This is a genomic window from Xenophilus azovorans DSM 13620 (assembly GCF_000745855.1).
Taxonomy (GTDB): domain Bacteria; phylum Pseudomonadota; class Gammaproteobacteria; order Burkholderiales; family Burkholderiaceae_C; genus Xenophilus; species Xenophilus azovorans.
Genome location: NZ_JQKD01000015.1, coordinates 72,547 through 91,698, shown reverse-complemented (window position 1 = coordinate 91,698; position 19,152 = coordinate 72,547). Strand labels below are relative to the sequence as shown.

The window sequence follows — 19,152 nt, the reverse complement described above, 5'->3', positions numbered from 1 at the left end:
AAAACGGGGTTGAACTCCTACAGCGCCATCGAATCCGGGCGACATCGGAACGCGGTCTCGGCGGGCGCGGCGCCCGAACCGGCACGGCGCCTCCTGCATCACACTGGGGCTCATGAGATTCCGCCATGCCATGCCTTTCGGTGCGGCCCTGCCGGCGGGCGGGGGCGTGGACTTCCGCCTGTGGGCGCCGGGTGTGGCAGAGGTAGGGTTGGAATGGCAGCCGGCCGGCGCCGCGGATGCCTGGACGGCCCTGCCGCTCGCCGCGCAGCCAGGCGGATGGTTCGCCCGCCACGTGCCCGAGGCGTCGGCCGGCGCCCTGTACCGCTTCGTGCTGCCCGACGGCCTGCACGTGCCTGATCCGGCGTCGCGCCGCAACCCGCAGGACGTGCACGGCCCCAGCGAGGTGGTCGATCCGCTGGCTTTCGAGTGGCGGCACGGCGGCTGGCGCGGCCGTGCGTGGGAGGAGGCCGTGATCTACGAACTGCACGTCGGCACCTTCACGCCCGAGGGCAGCTTCGACGCGGCCCGCGCGAAGCTGGCGGAACTGGCCGCGCTGGGCATCACTGCCGTCGAGCTGATGCCGCTGGCCGACTTTCCCCGCGCGCGCGGCTGGGGCTACGACGGCGTGCTGCCCTTCGCGCCGGAATCCTCCTATGGTTCGCCGGCGCAGCTCAAGGCGTTCGTCGACGCGGCCCACGGCCTGGGCCTGATGGTGCTGCTGGACGTGGTCTACAACCACTTCGGCCCGGAAGGCAACTACCTGCACGCGCACAGCCCCGCCTTCTTCCATCCGGCACGCCGCACGCCGTGGGGTGCGGCCCTCAACTTCGACGCGGAAGAGGCGCCCACGGTGCGCAGCTTCTTCGTCCACAACGCCCTGTACTGGCTGGAGGAGTTCCGCTTCGACGGGCTGCGCCTGGACGCCGTGCACGCCATCCGCGACGACTCGCCGCGCCACCTCGTCGCGGAACTGGCCGAGGCCGTGCAGCAGGGCCCGGGCCGCGAGCGCGCCATCCACCTCGTGCTGGAGAACGACCTCAACCAGTCGCAGTGGCTCGCGCGCGACGCGGACGGCCGGCCGCTCGCCGCCACCGCGCAGTGGAACGACGACCTGCACCATGCGCTGCACGTGCTGGCCACCGGCGAGACCGACGGCTACTACGCGGACTTCGCCGAGGAGCCCCTGGCGCTGCTCGGGCAGGCGCTGGCGCAGGGCTTCGTGTACGACGGCAGCCGGTCCTCCGTGTACCGTGGCGGCGAAAGGCGCGGCGAGCCCACCGGCGGCCTGCCGCACACCGCCTTCGTCTCCTACCTGCAGACGCACGACCAGATCGGCAACCGCGCCTTCGGCGAGCGCATCGATGCCCTGGCGCGGCCCGAGACCGTGCGGCTTGCGCGCGCCATGCTGCTGCTGTCGCCGCACGTGCCGATGCTCTTCATGGGCGAGGAATGGGCGGCGCGCACGCCCTTCCTGTTCTTCTGCGATTTCGGGCCGGAACTGGCCGAGGCGGTGTCGAACGGCCGGCGCGAGGAGTTCAGTCGTTTCGCCGCCTTCGCGCAGGCCGAGGTGCGGGCGCGCATCCCTGATCCGAATGCCGAGAGCAGCTTTGCCGCCTCGCACCTGGACCGCGCCGAGCGCGGGCGCCCCGGCCACCGCGAGGCGCTGGCGGCGGTGCGCGCGCTGCTGGCCCTGCGGGCGCGCTGCATCGTGCCGCACCTGCCGTCGCGGCCCGGCTCCGGGCGATGGAAGGTGCAGGGCGACGTGCTCTACCTCCAGTGGACCCTGGTCGGCCGCGGCCGCGCGGCGGACCTGCAGATGGTCGCCCACTTCGGCGACTCCCCCCGGCGCGCGGCCGCGCCCACCGGCCGCGTCATCCACCGGCAGGGATGCCGGCGCCACCCGGCCGGCGGCCTGACGCTGGCACCCGGCGGCCTGTGCGTCGCGCTCGCGGAGGCTGCCCATGCATGAATCCCCCGACACGCTGCCGGCCGCCCGCATACCGCGCGCCACGTACCGCCTGCAGTTCCACGCCGGCTTCACCTTCGACGACGCCGTCGCCATCCTGCCGTACCTGCAGCGCCTGGGCGTGAGCCATGTCTACTGCTCGCCCATCCAGCGCGCGCGGCCCGGAAGCACCCACGGCTACGACGTGGTGGCGCACGGCGAGATCAACCCCGAGCTGGGGGGACACGAAGGCTACCGCCGCTTCTCGCAGGCGCTGCGCGCGCACGGCCTGGGCCAGCTGCTCGACCTGGTGCCCAACCACATGGGCGTGCTCGGCGCCGACAACCCCTGGTGGACCGACGTGCTGGAGAACGGCCCGGCCTCTGCCTACGCCGGGTACTTCGACATCGACTGGGAGCCGATGGACGCCGACCTGCGCGGCAAGGTGCTGCTGCCGGTGCTGGGCGACGCCTATGGCCGCGTGCTCGACGCGGGCGAACTGGTGCTGGACTTCGACGCCGATGCGGGCCGCCTCGTCGTGCGCTACCAGTCGCAGCGCTTCCCGCTGGCGCCGGCCACCTATGCGCAGGTGCTGGCCCGTGCCGAGGGCATCGTGCCCGAGCCGGCGGATGCCGTTCGAGCCCTGAGGCAACGGCCGGTGGAGCCCGCTCTGGAACGCGCGGTGCAGGCCGCGCTCGCGGCCTGGAACCGCCCGGGCGAGCGCGACGCGCTGCACACGCTGCTGGAGGCGCAGCACTACCGGCTCGCCTTCTGGCGGGTGGCCTCGGACGAGATCAACTACCGGCGCTTCTTCGACATCAACGAACTGGCGGCGCTGCGCATCGAGCGGCCGGAGGTCTTCGAGGCCACCCAGGGCCTCGCGCTGGACCTGGCCGCGCGAGGGTGGGTGGACGGCCTGCGCATCGACCACCCCGACGGCCTGCGCGACCCGGCGCAGTACTTCGCGCGCCTGCAGGAAGGCTACGCCCGCCGCACCGGCCGCCCGCCGCCCGGCATCGATGCCGAGGGCCGGCCCGGGCGGCCGCTGTACGTGGTGGCCGAGAAGATCGCCACCGGCCCTGAGGAGGTGCCCGGAGAGTGGGCCATCCACGGCACCACCGGCTACCGCTTCGCCAACGTCGCCGGCGGCGTCCTGGTCGACACCGCCGCCGAGGCTGCCTTCGGGCGCATCTGGCGCACCTTCACCGGCGAGAAGCGGCCCTTCTCCGAGATCGCCATCGAGGCCAAGCGCAGCGTCATCGCCAACCCGCTGGCGTCCGACATGACCATGCTGGCCGCCATGCTGCTGCGCATCGCCCGCGCCGACCGGCGCACGCGCGACTTCACCCTGAACAACCTGCGCCGCGCGCTGGCCGGTGTGGCGGCATGCATGCCGGTGTACCGCACCTACGTCACGCCCGAGCGCGGCGCCTCGCCGCAGGACCGGCGCTTGATCGACGAAGCGGTGGACGCGGCGCGCGCGCGCAGCGAGCTGGCGGACGACAGCATCTTCCAATTCGTCCGGCTGGCGCTGCGCGGCGAGGCGCCGGCCGGCGGCGAGATGCCGCAGGCGCTGCGCGAGCAGGTGCAGCGCTTCGCCGCGCGCTTCCAGCAGTTCAGTGCGCCGGTGGCGGCCAAGGGCGTGGAAGACACCGCCTTCTATCGCTGGTTTCCGCTGGCCGCGCTCAACGAGGTGGGTGGGGAGCCCGACCGCTTCGGCTTCACGCTGGAGGCGTTCCACGCCGCCAGCGCCGACCGGGCCCGGCGCTGGCCGCACACCATGCTGGCCACCTCCACGCACGACAACAAGCGCTCCGAGGACGTGCGCATGCGCATCGCCGTGCTGTCGCAGATGCCGGCGGCCTGGCGCCTGGCGCTGCGCCGCTGGCGCGCGCTGAACGCGCCGCTGCGCCGGCGGCTGGCGGCACGGCACGGCGGCGCGCAGCCTTCGGCCGCCGACGAGTACCTGCTCTACCAGACGCTGCTCGGCACCTGGGAGGAGGGGGGCGACGCCGCCGCATGGGCCGAGCGCATGGCGGCCTACCTGCGCAAGGCCGCGCGCGAGGCCAAGCGGCACACCAGCTGGGTGCAGCCGCGCGAGGCCTACGAAGCCGCGCTGGAGGGCTTCGTGCGTGGCGCGCTGGAGAACGGCGCGTTCACCGCCGACCTCGTGCCCCTGGCCCGCCGCCTCGCCTGGTACGGGGGCCTCAACAGCCTGGCGCTGATGGCGCTGAAGTACACCTCGCCGGGCGTGCCCGACCTGTACCAGGGCAACGAGCTGATGGACTTCAGCCTGGTCGATCCCGACAACCGCCGTCCGGTGGACTACGCGCGGCGTGCCGCGATGCTGGCGGCGGCCGACGAGGCCGGGGCGCCGCCCGTGCTGTCGCCCGCGACGCTGCCCGAGGCCAAGCTGTGGATCGTCTCGCGCCTGCTGCGGCTGCGCGTCGAAGCGCCGGCGCTGCTCGCCGGAAGCCATGAGGCGCTGGCCTGCGCCGGACCTGCGGCCGATGCCGTGATCGCCTATGCGCGTGCGGCCGGCGACGGCTCGGCCGTCGTCGTCGTCATGGCCCGCTTCCATGCGCGGCAGGCCGGCGGCGCCGCCGGCGAAGAAGGCGATGCGCGCTGGGACGCCTCTGCCTGGCAGGGCACCACGCTCGCGCTGGCAGGCCCTGCGCCGTGGCGTGACGTGCTCGGCGGCCAGACCCATGAAGCGGGGCCCGCGGATGTGTCCGTGCTGCTGCGGCGGCTGCCCTGCGCGGTGCTGGTCGCGTCTTCGCCTTCCCCGCCCGGCGACATGTAGGCCGGGACCGACGCGGCGCAGCGATTCCGGCTTGTGCCGGCGGCCCGGCCGGGCGCTCAGCATGGCTGCAGGAGACAAGACCATGCCCACCCCGATCCACGACGTGTTCCCCTACATCCGCCTGACGCGCCCCGACCGCATCGACCTGGAGGTGCACGACGACGTCAGCATCTGGATGGGCCGGTTCGGCGTCACCGAGGCCGTGCTGCGCGAGGCGGTGCAGCGTGTGGGCCCTTCGCCCGATGCCGTGCGGACGCTGCTGCGGCATGGCCCCGCCGCCGAGAGGGCCCGGGCCCCGGCCGGCCGCGCCTGACGCGTCGCGGCAAGCACCCCGGCACCGCCGGATGCCCACCGTGCGGTGGGCCGGGACCAGCGGCCCGAAGGGCGCAGCCGCCTACAAAGAGCCGAACGCTCGCGCCGGCACACTGGCCGCTCGGCGGGTCTCGGACAGCGCAGATCCGCCGGCTGCTTCAGCATGGAGAACGTCTATGGCAACCGATCCCGATGACCCCGACCCGACGCTGATCCAGCCAGGCGAGAGCCCGCCTGCACCGCCCCGGCCGGATCCGAGGCCTCACGAGAAAGAACCACCCGACACGCCGGACGAGCTGGAGCCGGGCGATCGCCCCAACCCCGACCATCCGAGCATCACGCCAGGGTGAGGGACATGAGGCCGCGCAGTCAGCTCGATCGCGTCTCGCCTTCCCTGCTGCGGATCTTCATCGGCTGCGTGGCGCCGTCCGGCACCGCCCTGCAGCAGCCGGCGTGACGGTGGCGCCGCATGCAATTCTGGAAAAGGAGACACCGAACGCCGCGCGAACTCGAGCCCGGATGGACGGTGGAAATCGACGAGGGCATCGGCGATACCCTGGTGGCCACCATCGCGCTCCATCACATCACCCTGTGCAGGATCGTCCATGCCTCATCGGACCGCGAGGGCGAAGGCGCGCACCTGGCGCTTCGGCGTGAAGCCGAGGACTGGATCGCCGAATACGTCTCGCGGCATCGCGGCGCGTAGGGCAGGCTCTCAGCGCCCGCGGGGCGAGCCCGGGTGATGCCCGGAGACCGCGGGGGTGTCGAAGGCCAGCCTTTCACACGGCCTGCCGGTTGCCTGTCGGATCGTGCGCCGCGCCGCCGGCGAAGCTGTAGGCCGGCCCCTCGCGCCGCTGCTTGCTCTGGTACATGGCGGCGTCCGCCGCCCGCAGCAGCATGGCGAGGCTGTTCCCGTCGCCGGGATGGCGGGCAATGCCCACGCTCATGCCGACCTGCAGGGCGCGGCCCTCGTAGTCGATCGGCGAGTCCGCGGCGCCGATCAGTCGGGTGGCCAGCCCCGCCAGCGCCGGTTCGGCGTGCCGCCCCGGCACCAGCACGGCGAACTCGTCGCCTCCCAGGCGGGCCACCAGGTCGTCCGGGCCGAGCTGGCGCCGCAGCCTGGCGGTGAGCTCGGCCAGCACGGCATCGCCCGCGGCGTGGCCGTGCCGGTCGTTGACGGTCTTGAAGCCGTCGAGATCGAACAGCAGCAGGGCGAAGGGACGCTGCTGCGCCAGCCATTCGTCCGCCTTGCTCTGCAGGCCCGAACGGCTCGCCGCCCCGGTCAGCGCATCCGTGCCCAGCGCGGCCACCAGTTGCTGGGTCCGCACCGCAAGGGCCTGCTCGGAGCGCAGCACCAGCCGCAGGCGCGAAGCCATGGCGATGGCGAAGACGACCAGTTCGGCCACCAGCGCGGCCTGCGTCACGTTCATCTGGCTGGGCGCCCAGGCCACCCAGCCCCAACTGGCCACGACGATGGCCGAGATGCCCGCCAGCAGGACGGCCACGCCGATGCAGTACAGCACCGCCGGCCAGTAGCGGCGGCGCACCGCCATCGCCGCGCCCGCCACCAGGACGACGGTGGAGGCGACGACGGAGACCTGGACCAGCCGGAACATCAGCAGCGGATGGGAGCCCCACAGCGCGTAGACGACCGCCGCGGCGAGCAGCCAGGCCATCCAGCGCACGACGGCATCCAGGCGCGGCGCGTAGTGCTGCAGGCGCAGGAGATGGCGGCCGAACTGCAGCTTGCAGATCGCCCAGAGCCCGGGCGCCACCGTGTAGGCAGCGCTCGCCGCCGCGGGCCAGTCCGCGAACGGATAGCGCAGCGTGTGTCCGTTGAAGCCGGCGATGGCCAGCAGCGCGCACGCGCAGGACAGCAGGTAGTACAGGTGCAGCGGCTCGCCGAACACCAGCAGCAGCACCAGGCCGAACACCACGAGGCCGAGCAGCACGCCGTAGCTGATGCCGTCGAACATGCGCTTGTCCTGCGTCGCCTGGAGGTAGTCGACCGGGTCCCAGGCCCGGACGTCGTAGATGCGCGCGAACGTGGAATCGACGCGGAAGTAGACGGTGTAGGGCTGCTGGTCGGGCAACTGGAAGCGCCACGCCATCTGCTCGGAACTCAGCGGGCGCGTGCTCCACGGATGGCGCATGCCCGTGGTCACCGGTGGCGCGATGGCACGCCGGTTCCGGTCGAAGGGGCCGTAGAACTGCAGGTCGTGCGTGGACACGGTGGGCACCACCAGCGCCCATTCGCGCCCGGCGTCCTGCGGCCGGTCGAGCTGCAGCGTCAGCTTGAACCACAGCACGCGGTCGGCCTCCTTGCCCACCAGGGGATCGTCGGCGAGGGCGAAGCGCGCCTGCTGCCGCGCGCCGAGGACGTCGGCGATGGCGAGCGGGCGGCCGGCATCCTCGAAGTACTGGAGCTTGCTGGCCAGCGGCTGGCCGCCGGGCAATGCCTGCAGGCGCGCCACGTGCGGCCCATCGCCGGACGCATCCGCGATGGCATGCGGCGCGAGGGCCAGGCCGCCCAGCAGGGCCAGCCAGAGCACCGCCACGCGCGGCGCGGCGGGCGGCTGCCGGCGCGGGCAGCGGCTGAACCAGGAACGCATGCCAAGCCGCAGTACGGCGACGAGCGCGAGGACGTGGCTCATGGGACTTCAGGCGGACAACGCGTGCGACGGGTCGGCGGCGGCGCCGGAAAAGCCCACGGCGGCAGCGATTCTCTCGATGGGCAGTCATTGTCTCCCAGCGCCGCTCTCCCTGCGGCCGTCGCGCGCCAGGCCGCTTCGGCGGCATGGCCCGGTCGCACGCGGGCGCCCGTGACGGGCGGCGCAGGCCGCATCTCCACGGACCCGGCCCGGCTGAAGGCCCCGGCGCGGCGACGGCGCTCCCGGGGCCCTGCGGCTCACTCGAAGGCGAAAGTTCTCACGCCGTCGTTGTACCGCAGCGCTCGCACCTGCCAGGTCGATGGAGCCTGATTGCTGCTGCTTCCCAGGAAGAGATAGGCGCCCCGATAGGGCGCACCGCATGCTGCCGGCGCCTTGGTGTCCAGTCCCGCAGCCGTGTCGCAGGCCGGCATGGCCTCCTTGTCGCGGAACATGCCGCCGTCGGCGGGCGCGGCGTCCGCGAAGCAGGCCTCCGCCGGCAGCGCGGCCACGTCCAGCGGCGTGCCGCCCGTTTCGCTGCCGCTGACGTCGGTGCCGCCGATCGGCGCGCCGGGGGAAGAGCGCCAGCCAGGCGTCTGCGGCGTGATGACCACGGTGGAGAACTGCCCGGGGGTGAGTTCGCCGTAGTGCTGTCCGCCCGGCTGCAGGAACTGGTAGTACGTGTCGTAGGTGACCGTGCGGTAGCGCACGCGCGCATCGGCGATGCTCGCATCGGCGCCCAGCGGCGGCTGGCCGCACTGCATGTCGATGACGAAGTCGAAGGCGATGTAGGGAAGGTACTGCGTATGGACGTAGCCGGGATCGGGCTGCATCTCGATCTTGATGTTCTTGAAGTCCCGCACCTTCAGGCCGTGGAAGCCCGGCAACTGCAGCACGGCCTTGTTGCCGGTGCCGCCGCCCACGAAGGCGCCGACGGGCGCCGCCGATCCAGTGCTCGTGCTCATGGACAGCACGCCGTGCGCGATGGACAGCGAGGCCTGGTTGAGCTGCGGCATGGCCTCCACGTCTGCATTCGTCCACGTCCGCGTGAAGGGCAGCGCGGTGGGGGAGGCGTCGGGATCGCCGAGCGCTTCCGCGAACTGCGCATAGCCCATGCCGGCATTGCTCAGCGACACTTCCAGCGCTGCGAAGAAGGCGTCGAAGCGCGTCGCCGCATCGGCATCGAAGGCGTCGGCGAGATCGCCTTCCAGTTCGTAGCCGGCCGCGGTGAGCAGCGTCTTCAGCTCGGTGGCGGCGGCGGGCAGCGCCTCCCCGAGTTCGGCCAGGGCCTGCGCCAGGCTGCCTTGATGGAGTTCGAGCCATGCGGCAGGCGACTGGCCGGCGGCCAGGGTGACGAGAAGGTCCGTCAGCGGATTGATGGCCGCTTCCTTCTTCGCATCGGTGGCCACGGTGTACAGCGCGTCGGGCGGCGGCGGGGCGGCATCGCCGCCTGCCTTGAGCGTCATGCCGCTCGCTGCCGTGGCGCGCACCAGGCAGGGCAGGGCCTGTTCCTCCAGCGACAGGCTCCAGTGGCCGTCCTGGTCCGCCGTGGCCGAGGCGACAGGGCCGCGGGCGCAGAAGGCGGTGACTTCGGCGCCGGGCAGCGTCGTGCTGCCCTTGAGCGCGGGCGCCGGGGCAGGAGAGGGTGCGGGCGCAGGCGCGGGAGCGGGCGGGGGAACGATGAGCGGCAGGCCGCCGCCACCTCCGCCGCCGCCACCGCAGCCGGCAATCAGGGCAGCCACGGCCAGGGCCGGCCAGCTCCAACGGAATTCAACATGCATCGGACTCTCTCCTCCAGGGGATCACAAGGGAATCTTGAGGATAGGGAGCGTGGTTGCCTGCTGTTACCTGCCTATCTGGCGGTCCCTGTCATCCCGATGACAGTTCGCGTGAAAGAGCATGGCGCCGCGGTGGATGCATGTCGGACCAGCACAGCGGTTTGTAGTGCTTCCGTACATATACAAGAGCACGGGCAGTTCGTGCGGTGCAGCGAGACCCGCCATCTGTGTGTGAATGCCGCCGCATCGGGTGTTTTTCAGTCGCGCTGTTATTCGGATGACAACTGCCTAGAACCAAATGCTGCGTAAACGAAAGTGGCTACCTAGCATTCGTTTCATGCAACAGATGGAAACAGCTCTTGCCGCAAGCGCGCCGGCGGCCCGCGAGCACACCACATACCGCAGCGCCTTCGTCTGCATGGGCAACCTGGCGCGCGTACGCGAAGCCTGCGGCCACCGGATCGCGTCCGAGTTCAGTGCGCAGATCCTCGAGCGGCTCGCAGCGTTCACCGACGACCCGCAGCGGCAGGTGGTGCGCGTGGGCGACGACTGCCTGGTGCTCTGGCTGCCGGTGTCCGAGGCACATGACGACGACGTGCTGGAGCAGTTGATGGTGCATGCCGCGACGCAGCCGATGCGCGTGGGCGGCGACGGCAAGCCGTTCGTGCCCGCGCTGCATGCCGGCTGGACGGCGCTGTACGCCGAGCAGCCGCGCGCGCTGACGGCGGACGAGGCCGGTTATGTCCTCTACGCCTCGGCATCGAACCCGGTGGCCTGCACGCCGATGTGGCGCGGCTACCCGGACCGCTTCCAGGCCGACATGAAGATCGCCGCCGCGGTCGCGCAGGCGCACTCGAGCGACCTCGTCGGCTGCGAATGGCAGGGCGTGATCAGCCCCTACTCGCCGGTCAACGTGCTCTATTGGCGGGGCGTGGCAAGCCCGACGGTCGGCGATGCGGACATCCACCTGTCGTCGCCGGAAGTGTTCATGCCTTCGATGGAGCGCCTCGGCCTGACCCGCATCCTCGACCGCAGCCAGGCGCTGCAGGTCTTCGGCCGGCTGCTGCGCGATCCGTCCCTGCGCCTGGCATGCCGCATCTCGTCCCTGAGCGTCCAGCACGACCACTACTGGTCGAAGCTGCTGGCGCTGCTGGCTGCGAACCCCGCCGCGGCGAGCCGGTTCACGCTGGAGATCTCCGGGCGTGCGCCGCTGCCCTCGCTGGATTCGGCGCGCTCCTTCTGCACCGCCGTGCGCGAGCGCGGCGCGCGCATCGCGATGGCGGGCTTCGGCAGCGGGCCGATCAACCTCGAGGGCCTGCAGGCCTGCGGGCCGCAGACGCTCCTGCTGGACGACAACTTCGTCCTTCGCAGCCGGCACGGCGCGGAGGCCAGGCGCGCACTGCGCGACATGATCCGCATCTGCTCGCATCTGGCCGAGCAGATCGTGGTGGCCGGCATCGAGACCGAGAGCGACTACTCGTACGCGCTGCGCGCCGGCGCGCGCTGGATGTGCGGTCGCTTCGTGAACGGGGCCCAGTTCGATCCCGCCAAGGCCTTCGCCCAGAAGCCGGAGGACAAGTGGATCACTTCCTCGGCCGCACGCGCGGACACGGCCGTGCGCCATCCGCCCTATGTCGCTGCGTGGGGGATCGCAGGATGAGCCGCCACGTCGCACGGGACATGCAGCAACTGCGGGTGTTTCTGCTGGAGCTGCGGGCGGACCTGAACCGGATGAACGAATCGATCCAGCAGATGCAAAGGCGCACCGGCCAGTTGCTGAGCCTGTTCCAGCAGCAGGAAAAGGATCTGTCCGAGCAGATGTACCTGGACCTGGAGCGGGCCATCCGCGAAGCGGCTTCGGGCAGCCTGCCCGGGGGCGCGGGCCTGCAGCCCGTGGCGAGGCTTCCATCCGCGTCCGTCTCCAGGATCACGCCAACCGTCGAGGCACGTTCATCCGTGCAGCGCCGGCTGCGCGTGGCAGCCAGCAAGTCCGCCGCTTCGGGATAGGTCCGCATGACGCCGAGCAGCTAGACCCCGAACCACGCCCACGGCGTGCGTGCCGCCGCACAGCGGCGGCCCGGCCTCCGGACTCCGGAGTCCCGCTTCATCACCAAGGATTCTTTTATGACTTACTCAGCAGTCAGGGCCGCGTTCGCCTTGCCCATGCTCCGCCGCATCGCGCTGGCCGCGTTCGCATCCGCGATCCCGGCGGGCCTCGTCCTGGCCAACAACGTCGGAGAGAACGCCGCATGGCAGTTCCAGACGTCGGCGGACAAGGTCAATGCGGCGGCCGTGCAGGACATGATCCAGAAGAAGAAGTCCGGCTACTACGCGGCGCCGGTCACCAACTACAACTACACCACCAACATCCAGCGCCAGTACAACTGCGACGTCACCGCCAACGCGACGGGCAACCAGGGCACCAACAGCACGGTGGCCAACTCGCCCAGCAGCGCGGGTGCCGCCTCGCAGTCCACCGGCAACGCCAACGCGAGCGACGTCGGCAGCACCGGATCCACGGAGATCGGGAGCTCCCAGGGCAACAGCGGCGTGGTGGCCGCGGCCGCGGCCGGCAACACCAACAGCTACGTCAACGGCGCGGCGTGGCAGGCGCTGAACTCCAACCAGACCAACAGCGGCAACCAGTCCGCCTCCGTCAGCGGCAGCACCGCCTGCGCCTACGGCGCATTGAACTGATTTCCTGGAGACAGCACGTCATGCAATCGAACAACAGCGGGACCCGTCGCAGCGTCGAGGCCAACCGCGCAGCCCGGAGAATGTGGCGAACGGGCCTGGCCGCCGCGGCGGTCGTCCTGGCATCGGGCTGCACCTACATCCCCCAGCAACGCGTCGCTCCCGGCGAGGTGCCCATGCTGCTGGGCCCCTCGGTGCGCGACAACGTCACGCCCATGGAGGGCGTGCTCGCCTGCTTCGCCGACCACGTCGCCGCATCGAAGCGCCCGCCGGTCGTCATCAGCGTGGGCGACGTCAAGGACTACACCGGCAAGTACAGCATCAACGAGGGCAACGCCATCACCCAGGGCGGCGCGCTCATGGTGTATTCCGCACTGGGCAAGCTGGCCGGTGCGGTGGGCGTGGCCGAGCGCTTCGACCCCATCATCGCCGAGCGCGAACTGGGCTACGCGGACCGCCGGCAGCTCGGCGACGGGCGCGCCCATCGCCTGGGCACCAACGGCTCCACGCAGGTCGTGCCGTGGCTGCCCTATTTCGGCGGCAGCATCCACAAGTCCGACTACTACATCGTCGGCGGCATCACCGAGCTGAACTACAACATCAACTCGGGCGGCTTCGAGGTCGCGAAGAACCAGGTGGGTGCCAAGGCCAGGACCTTCACCGCATCGGTGGGGGTCGACCTGCGCATCGTGGACACGCGCTCGCTGGTCGTGCTCAAGACGGTCAGCCTGACCAAGCAGTTCCATGGCTACGAAGTGGGCGTGAACGTGTTCCGCTTCTTCAACAGCGACCTGTTCGACGTGGACATCGGCGGCAAGGGCCAGGAGCCGCTGCAGCTCGGTATCCGCACGGCGCTGGAGGAGGGCGTGGTGCGCCTGCTGGGCACCGTCACGAAGGTCGATCCCGAGCCGTGCCTGACGCTGCGCCCCGGCAGCGGCGCACCGCTGCCGACCACGGCCGCCGAGAAGCTGCGCACCGTGCCCAACCCCGCGCCGAGGGAAGACGAGCCGGCCGCGGCGGCGCCCGTGGGCAGCGCGGTGAACCTGGTGCGCAGCAGCGGCGCCGCCGGCGAGCCCTCGCAGGCAGCCAGCCAGATCACCTTCGACGTGGGCTCCGCCACGCTCGGCGGCGCGGCGATGTCGATCGTCGACCAGATCGCCGCGCAGGCGCGCAAGCAGGCCGTCGAGTTCGTCCTGACGGCGCGCGACACCGAGAACTGGGACGCGCGCAAGCGCGACGCGCTGACCGACCAGCGCATCGCCGCCGTGACGTCCGCACTGGCCAACCAGGGCATCGCACCGGGCGCCATCAGCCTGAGCTGGCGCCCCGATCCGTCCGACACGTCGATCCACCGCGACGGGCCGGGCCTGCAGGAGATCGCGAGGCTGCGCATCCAGGGCGCCGCCGCGCCGGCCGCCCCCGCGGCGGCGAAGTAAGCATCCAGAAGAGAAAACGAGAACGAGGCGAATCACCGTAGAGGAGGAGACATCCACGCCTGAACGCCGTTCACATCGCCCGCACATTCCTTTTTCACGTATTCCAGTTCATTCGACTTCACAGGACATTCCATGAAAGCACGCAAGAACCGCGGCCTACCCGGTCGCCGGCCGGCCCTGAGCACCATCGCCGTCGCCGCGACCCTGATCGCCGGCGGCGCCCAGGCCGCCGAGACCAACGTCTTCGGCACGGCCGTGCCGCCCGCCACCGTCAACGGCTACACCACCGTCGAGTCGACGCAAGCCAACATCAACACCGTCGACGCGGCGATCTCGAGCGCGACGGGCGAGGTCACGGTCGACGGCAACGGCGCTCCGGTGACCGGCTCCACGCTCCAGGCCTCCGACAACCTGATCCGCGCCAGCGCGGGCGGCAACAGCTTCACCAACACCATCGACCTGGCCGCCACCCCCGAGACCGCGGGCACCGGCACCGGCGCGGGCTCGCTCGGCCTGTCGGTCAACACCAACGGGCTAGACGAAGACGATCTGCCGGTCACCGGCAACGTCACCAGCAGCGTCACCGGCAGCACGGTGCGCGCCGTGGCCGACCACTTCGAGGACGGCAACGCCACCGTCACCGGCAACACCATCTCGGCGGTGACGCAGGTCAACAGCGGCAGCACCTCGATCGCCGGCAAGGTGAACGGCGGGCAGACCTCCTTCAACACGCCGGGCTCGACGACGCTCGACACCGTGGGCACCCCGCTGGCCACCGCGATCGGCGGCGTCGTCGCCACCTCGGTCCAGCGCTCGGACGAAGCGGGCGGCAGCTCGGCGACGGTCTCGGACAACGCGGTCGAGCTCCAGCTGACGCACCCCGACACCCAGGTCATCGAGGCCGGCCCGGTGCTGGGCACCAACACCATCTCCGCCACGCTCAAGGGCAACACCGCCCGCACCACCATCGACCTGCAGTCCGGCGACGCGCCGGCCTTCGAAGGCTCGGCCGTGCTGAGCAACCTGCAGGAGCGCAACGCGGCCGCTGCCTCGGCCCTTGCGGCGGATTCGTCCATCGGCGCGGTCGTCCATTCGAGCGAGCCGGGCAGCGTGGTCACGCTCCAGGGCGCGCTGTCGGTCTCGGGCAACAGCATCGCCAGCGCCGCCACCGGCAACGAGGCGCTGGGCGCCAACGGCACGGCGGGCAACCGCATCCTGGTCGGCGACCAACTGTCCGTGACAGGCGCCACCGGTGCCGGCACGCCGCAGAACAACGCCGCCCACGACAGCGGCAGCCTGGGCGTCAACCTCGACGCCGACCTGGCCATCCTCAACAGCCAGGGCAACAACTTCGGCGCCAACGTCGGCAGCACCACGGAAGACAGCCGCATCAGCGGCGCCGTGCAGTCGCTCGACGGCGGCTCGGTCGCGCTGTCCGGCAACGGCATCAGCGCGGCGGCGACCGGCAACGCAGCCGCCAGCGCCATCGCCAGCGGCGCCGGCGCGGCAGCCTTCGACGCCACGGCCGCCATCGCGAACCAGCAGACCAACTACAACGTGGGCGTCACGGCGACGGTCGACGGCTCGGACATCCTGGCCGGCACCGGCCTGAACGGCGGCGTCACCCAGAACGGCACTGTGACCGTCGAAGGCAACAGCGCCTCGGCGCGCGCCTCGGGCAACGAGGCGTCGCAGAGCATCTCGCTCGCTGCCAACAGCGTGGGCCTGGGCGGCGGCAATGCCGTGCTGACGGGCGGCACGGCCGTGGACGGCAACGTGTCGGCCGCCGGGGGCGCCACGCTGACCAACCTGCAGGCCAACTACAACGGCTCGGTCAGTGCCGTGAACGCGGATTCCACGATCGGCCTGGACGCGGACTCGCGCGCCGGCGGCCCGCTCGGCAACGTCGTCGCCAACAGCACGCTGTCGACCGCGGGCAACACGCAGGAGGCCGTGGCGCTGGGCAACAGCGCGGGCAATGCGCTGTCGCTGAGCGGCAATGACGTCTCCACCGGCGCCGGCATCGCCAGCGTGCAGATCGGCGGTCTCGCCTCGCCCGTGTCGGCCACGCTGGACTCCGCGGCAGCGGGCCTGGTCGCGAGCACGCACGTCGCGGGCAGCACCCTCGCGGTGGAAGACAACCTCCAGCGCGCCATCGGCTACGGCAACTCGGCTTCCAACACGCTGGACGTGCAGGCCAACAACGTGACCGGCCTGGCCGTCGGTGCCGGCGTGGCCTCGCAGGTCGGATACGACGCCGCAGACGCCGTGGCCTTCAACGGCGCCGGCGACCTGCCGACCGTCACCGCCGCCTACGGCATCCTGAACAACCAGTCGATCCAGTCCGGCGTGAGCGCCGAGGCCGTGAGCGCGCCTGGCCAGGGCGGCCTGGGCCTGATCGTCGAAGGCAACCTCGCGGGCAGCAGCGCACGCAACGAGGGCAACGCCTTCGTCGGCGCAGCCTACGGCAACGACGCGTCCAACAGCCTCACCCTGGAAGCGACCGACCTGTCCACGACGGGGGTGGGGACAACGCCGGTGGCGAGCGCCACCAACGTCCAGGCCGTGGCCGGTTCGGCAGCGGTGCTGGCCCGTGCGGCCGGCGGCAACGTGGTGCTGACCGACATCGAGGACGACGTGACCAACGCCTCCGTCTCCGCGTCGGAGAACACCATCCAGGCGCTGGCCTACGGCAGCCGTGCGACCACCCGGCTCGAAGCGGGCGGCGTGGACATCGCGACGTCCACGCCCGCCAGCAGCGGCGCCACGTCCAGCGGCGGCAACCTGCAGGCCAACGCAGCATTCACCGTGCAGAACGCGCAGTCCGGCCAGGGCAGCGTGGTGGCCACGCAGCTCGACGCCGCACCGGCCTCCGCCACGAGCGCGGCCGGCGTGCGGCTGGAGATCGGCACCGCGGCAAGCGTGGGCAGCGTGCCTGGCCCGCTGCGCACCGAGCTGCTGAACAGCTCGGCGGCGGCCGACGGCAACACCTCGTCTGCCGGCGCCACCAGCAACAGCGCCACCAACGGCCTGGCGCTGGACGCCAACAGCCTGGCTGCCACCAGCGCGCTGCAGAACTTCCAGGTGACGAATGCGGATGTGTCGGCGTTCATCGGGCTGGCGGGTACTCCGGCGACGGGCGGATCTATCGAGCATGACTTCTCCGCCAGTGTGACGGCGACCGGCCTGGCGGGCAACGCAGCCGACGGCGTCGTCACTCTGACCGGCGGTACCCTGACCGTGCAGAACCCCGGCGCCCTGTCGGATGCAGAGCGGAACTATCTGGAGAGCCTGGCTGGTTGGAGTTACACGGGCGGAGTTCTCACGGGGCCTGCTGTGGCTCTGGGGACCATTCCGTCGCCGCTGTACTCCAGTCTCGACACTGGTGGCACGGCAAGCCTGCCGTTCACGATCCCCGCCGTAGCCCCCACCCCGGGCACCCCCAACCAGGGTGGCGTCGTCCTCGCAGTCCAGAGCTCGACCGACCCCGGCTACACGGCCCAGGTCATCGGCTCCACGCTGTCGGTGAACGACAACACGACCAGCGGCTCGGTCACCGGCAACTCGGCCTCGAACACCCTGGCCGTGACCGCGAACGAGATCGCTCATGGCACGGCCCAGACCACCTCGACGGCCAGCAGCGTCGGCGGCTCGGTGCTGGCCGACCACGCGCTGTCGAACGTGCAGAGCGTGACGGAAGGCGCCACGCTCACGAGCAACGTCAGCGGCACCTTCGCCATCGACGTGGCCGCGGATGCCACCATCCAGGACAGCGCACTGAGCGTGTCGGGCAACAGCCAGCGTGCCTCGGCGGTCGCCAACACGGCCACCAGCAGCCTGTCGCTGAGCGGCACCAGCGTCTCGGCCGGCTCGGCCCTGTCCTCGGTGCAGGGCAGCGAGGCAGCGGTCGCCGCCAGCTCCAGCCTGGAGGTGTTCGCGCCGGCCGCGGTGGCCAACTCCAGCGTGTCGCTGTCGGACAACCGCAACACGGCGCTGGGCGTGATCAACGACGCGAGCAACACGCTGAGCGTGGCGGCCACCAACGTGGCCCCCGTGGGCGGCGTGCTGGCCAACGCCGTGCTGCTGCCCGGCATCGCGACCGGCGACCATGTGCTGAGCAACCTGCAGACCGCGGAAACCGCCGTGTCCAGCAGCGCCTCGACGCAGCTCTACAACCAGGACCGCGCCGCGGACCAGACCTCGGGTGTGGTCAACAGCACGGTGGCGATCAGCGGCAACAGCACGGTGTCCGAGGCCTCGGCCAACCGCGCCGCCAACGCGGTGTCGGTGGAGGGCGCAGCCGCGCTCAACGCCAGCGCCGGACTGATCAACCAGCAGGTGAGCAGCGCCGACGTCACGTCCACCGCGACCACGACCGCTGCGCTGAACCTGACGGGCAACGGCGCAGTGCTCAACGGCAGCAGCCTCTCGATCGACGGCAACAGCACCTCGGCACTGGCACGCGGCAACTCGGCCAGCAACGTGCTCAACGCCTCGGCTGGCGGCAGCTACGGGGCTTCGTCCTCGACGACGGCAGGCAGCGCGCTGGCGCTGGGCGGGCTGGGCTCCACCAATGCCACTGCCGCAATCCTGAATGCCCAGGGCAACACCGGCGACGTGACGGCTTCCAGCACGAACGTGGCCTACCAGGTCGCGCTCAACGCCGGAGCACCGGCCGGCGCGGCGGTGGCCGGTTCCACCGTGGGCGTGACGGGCAACAGCGTGGCCGCCTCGGCCTACGGCAACAGCGCGACCAACGCGCTGACGCTGACGGCGCTGAACACCGGCGCCCCGGGCGCCGGCGCTCCGACGGCCGCGGTGGGCAACTACCAGGTGAACAGCGGCGCCATCGTCGCCACCGCCACCAGCGTTGCCTATGGCATCGGGGTGACGGGCGGCGTGGGCGGCAGCTCGCTGCGCGCCACCGGCAACCAGGTCACCGCCAACGCGGTGGGCAACTCGGCCGCCTCGTCAATCCTCTCGGCGCGCTGAGACTGAAAGGTCGCCTCATCCCGGTGTGTTCCCGCCGGGAATTTGGCCCGGACCACTTCCCGTGGTCCGGGTTTTTTTATTTCTGCTTCGCGAACCCGCTGCGTGCGACGTGTAGCGCTTTCGTCGCAAGCGCGGGCGCGCGCAAGCCTGCCCAGGCAGCAGCGCGGGCCGCCGTGTGCACTAGTGCAACAGGCGCCGATCTTTTTTTCGCCCACTTTGTTATCTGGATGACACCTCGATGGAACCAGATGCTGCTTAGGTGAAATTAGCTACCTAGCATGCGTTCCATGCAACAGATGGAAACAGCCTGTGCTGTGGATGTGCCGCCGATTGGGAAGCGCACCACGTACCGCAGCGTCTTCGTCTGCCTGGGCAACCCGGCCACATCGCCGATCGCGGCCGAGTGAGCAGCAACTGACCCGGCACGCCGCGCACAGCGGCTGGCCGGGAAAGGAGTTCCCGCCCTGGCGCAATGCAATCCCCCGAGATGCGCCAGTTCGATCCGGAGACGCCCAGTGCGTTTCTGGGTCTTTTTTTCCTGAGT

At 71.2% G+C, this 19,152-nt stretch carries 11 protein-coding genes; 9 read left to right on the top strand and 2 right to left on the bottom strand.

Features of this window, described 5'->3' with window-relative positions; genetic code table 11:
* Nucleotides 1–130: 130 nt before the first annotated feature.
* The 4 genes from treZ to Q392_RS09920 all read left to right on the top strand — a co-directional run bounded on the left by treZ (nt 131) and on the right by Q392_RS09920 (nt 5,766).
* Nucleotides 131–1,969, top strand: coding sequence for a malto-oligosyltrehalose trehalohydrolase (gene treZ, locus Q392_RS09935; protein WP_399684604.1), 1,839 nt, complete (start codon nt 131–133; stop codon nt 1,967–1,969).
* Nucleotides 1,962–4,748: a malto-oligosyltrehalose synthase gene (gene treY / locus Q392_RS09930; protein ID WP_051953192.1), complete on the top strand. Its 2,787-nt coding sequence runs from the start codon at nt 1,962–1,964 to the stop codon at nt 4,746–4,748. Before treZ ends, treY begins: the two co-directional genes overlap by 8 nt.
* An 82-nt stretch (nt 4,749–4,830) precedes the next feature.
* Nucleotides 4,831–5,061: a DUF3606 domain-containing protein gene (locus Q392_RS32730; protein ID WP_038205713.1), complete on the top strand. Its 231-nt coding sequence runs from the start codon at nt 4,831–4,833 to the stop codon at nt 5,059–5,061.
* Nucleotides 5,062–5,586: 525 nt separating this feature from the next.
* Nucleotides 5,587–5,766: a hypothetical protein gene (locus tag Q392_RS09920; RefSeq protein ID WP_038205711.1), complete on the top strand. Its 180-nt coding sequence runs from the start codon at nt 5,587–5,589 to the stop codon at nt 5,764–5,766.
* 73 nt (nt 5,767–5,839) lie between these two features.
* Here the strand turns inward: Q392_RS09920 and Q392_RS09915 are convergent, their stop codons facing one another.
* Together Q392_RS09915 and Q392_RS09910 are read right to left on the bottom strand one after the other, a co-directional pair.
* Nucleotides 5,840–7,714 carry a diguanylate cyclase gene (locus tag Q392_RS09915; RefSeq protein ID WP_245610682.1) on the bottom strand — a complete coding sequence of 625 codons (1,875 nt, stop codon included), beginning with the start codon at nt 7,712–7,714 and terminating at the stop codon, nt 5,840–5,842.
* A gap of 254 nt (nt 7,715–7,968) precedes the next feature.
* Nucleotides 7,969–9,489 (bottom strand): hypothetical protein, encoded by a 1,521-nt coding sequence (locus Q392_RS09910; RefSeq protein ID WP_038205705.1) that lies wholly within the window; start codon nt 9,487–9,489, stop codon nt 7,969–7,971.
* Between the two features lie 334 nt (nt 9,490–9,823).
* Between Q392_RS09910 and Q392_RS09905 the strand changes: the two genes are divergently transcribed.
* The 5 genes from Q392_RS09905 (at nt 9,824) to Q392_RS09885 (ending at nt 18,608) form a co-directional block, all read left to right on the top strand.
* Complete coding sequence (locus tag Q392_RS09905) at nt 9,824–11,146, top strand: EAL domain-containing protein (RefSeq protein WP_169748294.1); 1,323 nt, start codon at nt 9,824–9,826, stop codon at nt 11,144–11,146.
* A complete protein-coding gene (locus Q392_RS09900) occupies nt 11,143–11,493 on the top strand; it encodes a hypothetical protein (protein ID WP_157007873.1) in 351 nt (116 codons plus the stop codon). Before Q392_RS09905 ends, Q392_RS09900 begins: the two co-directional genes overlap by 4 nt.
* A gap of 156 nt (nt 11,494–11,649) precedes the next feature.
* A complete protein-coding gene (locus Q392_RS09895; protein WP_038205699.1) occupies nt 11,650–12,183 on the top strand; it encodes a hypothetical protein in 534 nt (177 codons plus the stop codon).
* 20 nt (nt 12,184–12,203) lie between these two features.
* Nucleotides 12,204–13,616, top strand: coding sequence for a CsgG/HfaB family protein (locus Q392_RS09890; RefSeq protein WP_038205698.1), 1,413 nt, complete (start codon nt 12,204–12,206; stop codon nt 13,614–13,616).
* Between the two features lie 132 nt (nt 13,617–13,748).
* Nucleotides 13,749–18,608: a beta strand repeat-containing protein gene (locus Q392_RS09885; RefSeq protein WP_038205697.1), complete on the top strand. Its 4,860-nt coding sequence runs from the start codon at nt 13,749–13,751 to the stop codon at nt 18,606–18,608.
* The last annotated feature ends 544 nt before the right edge of the window (nt 18,609–19,152 follow it).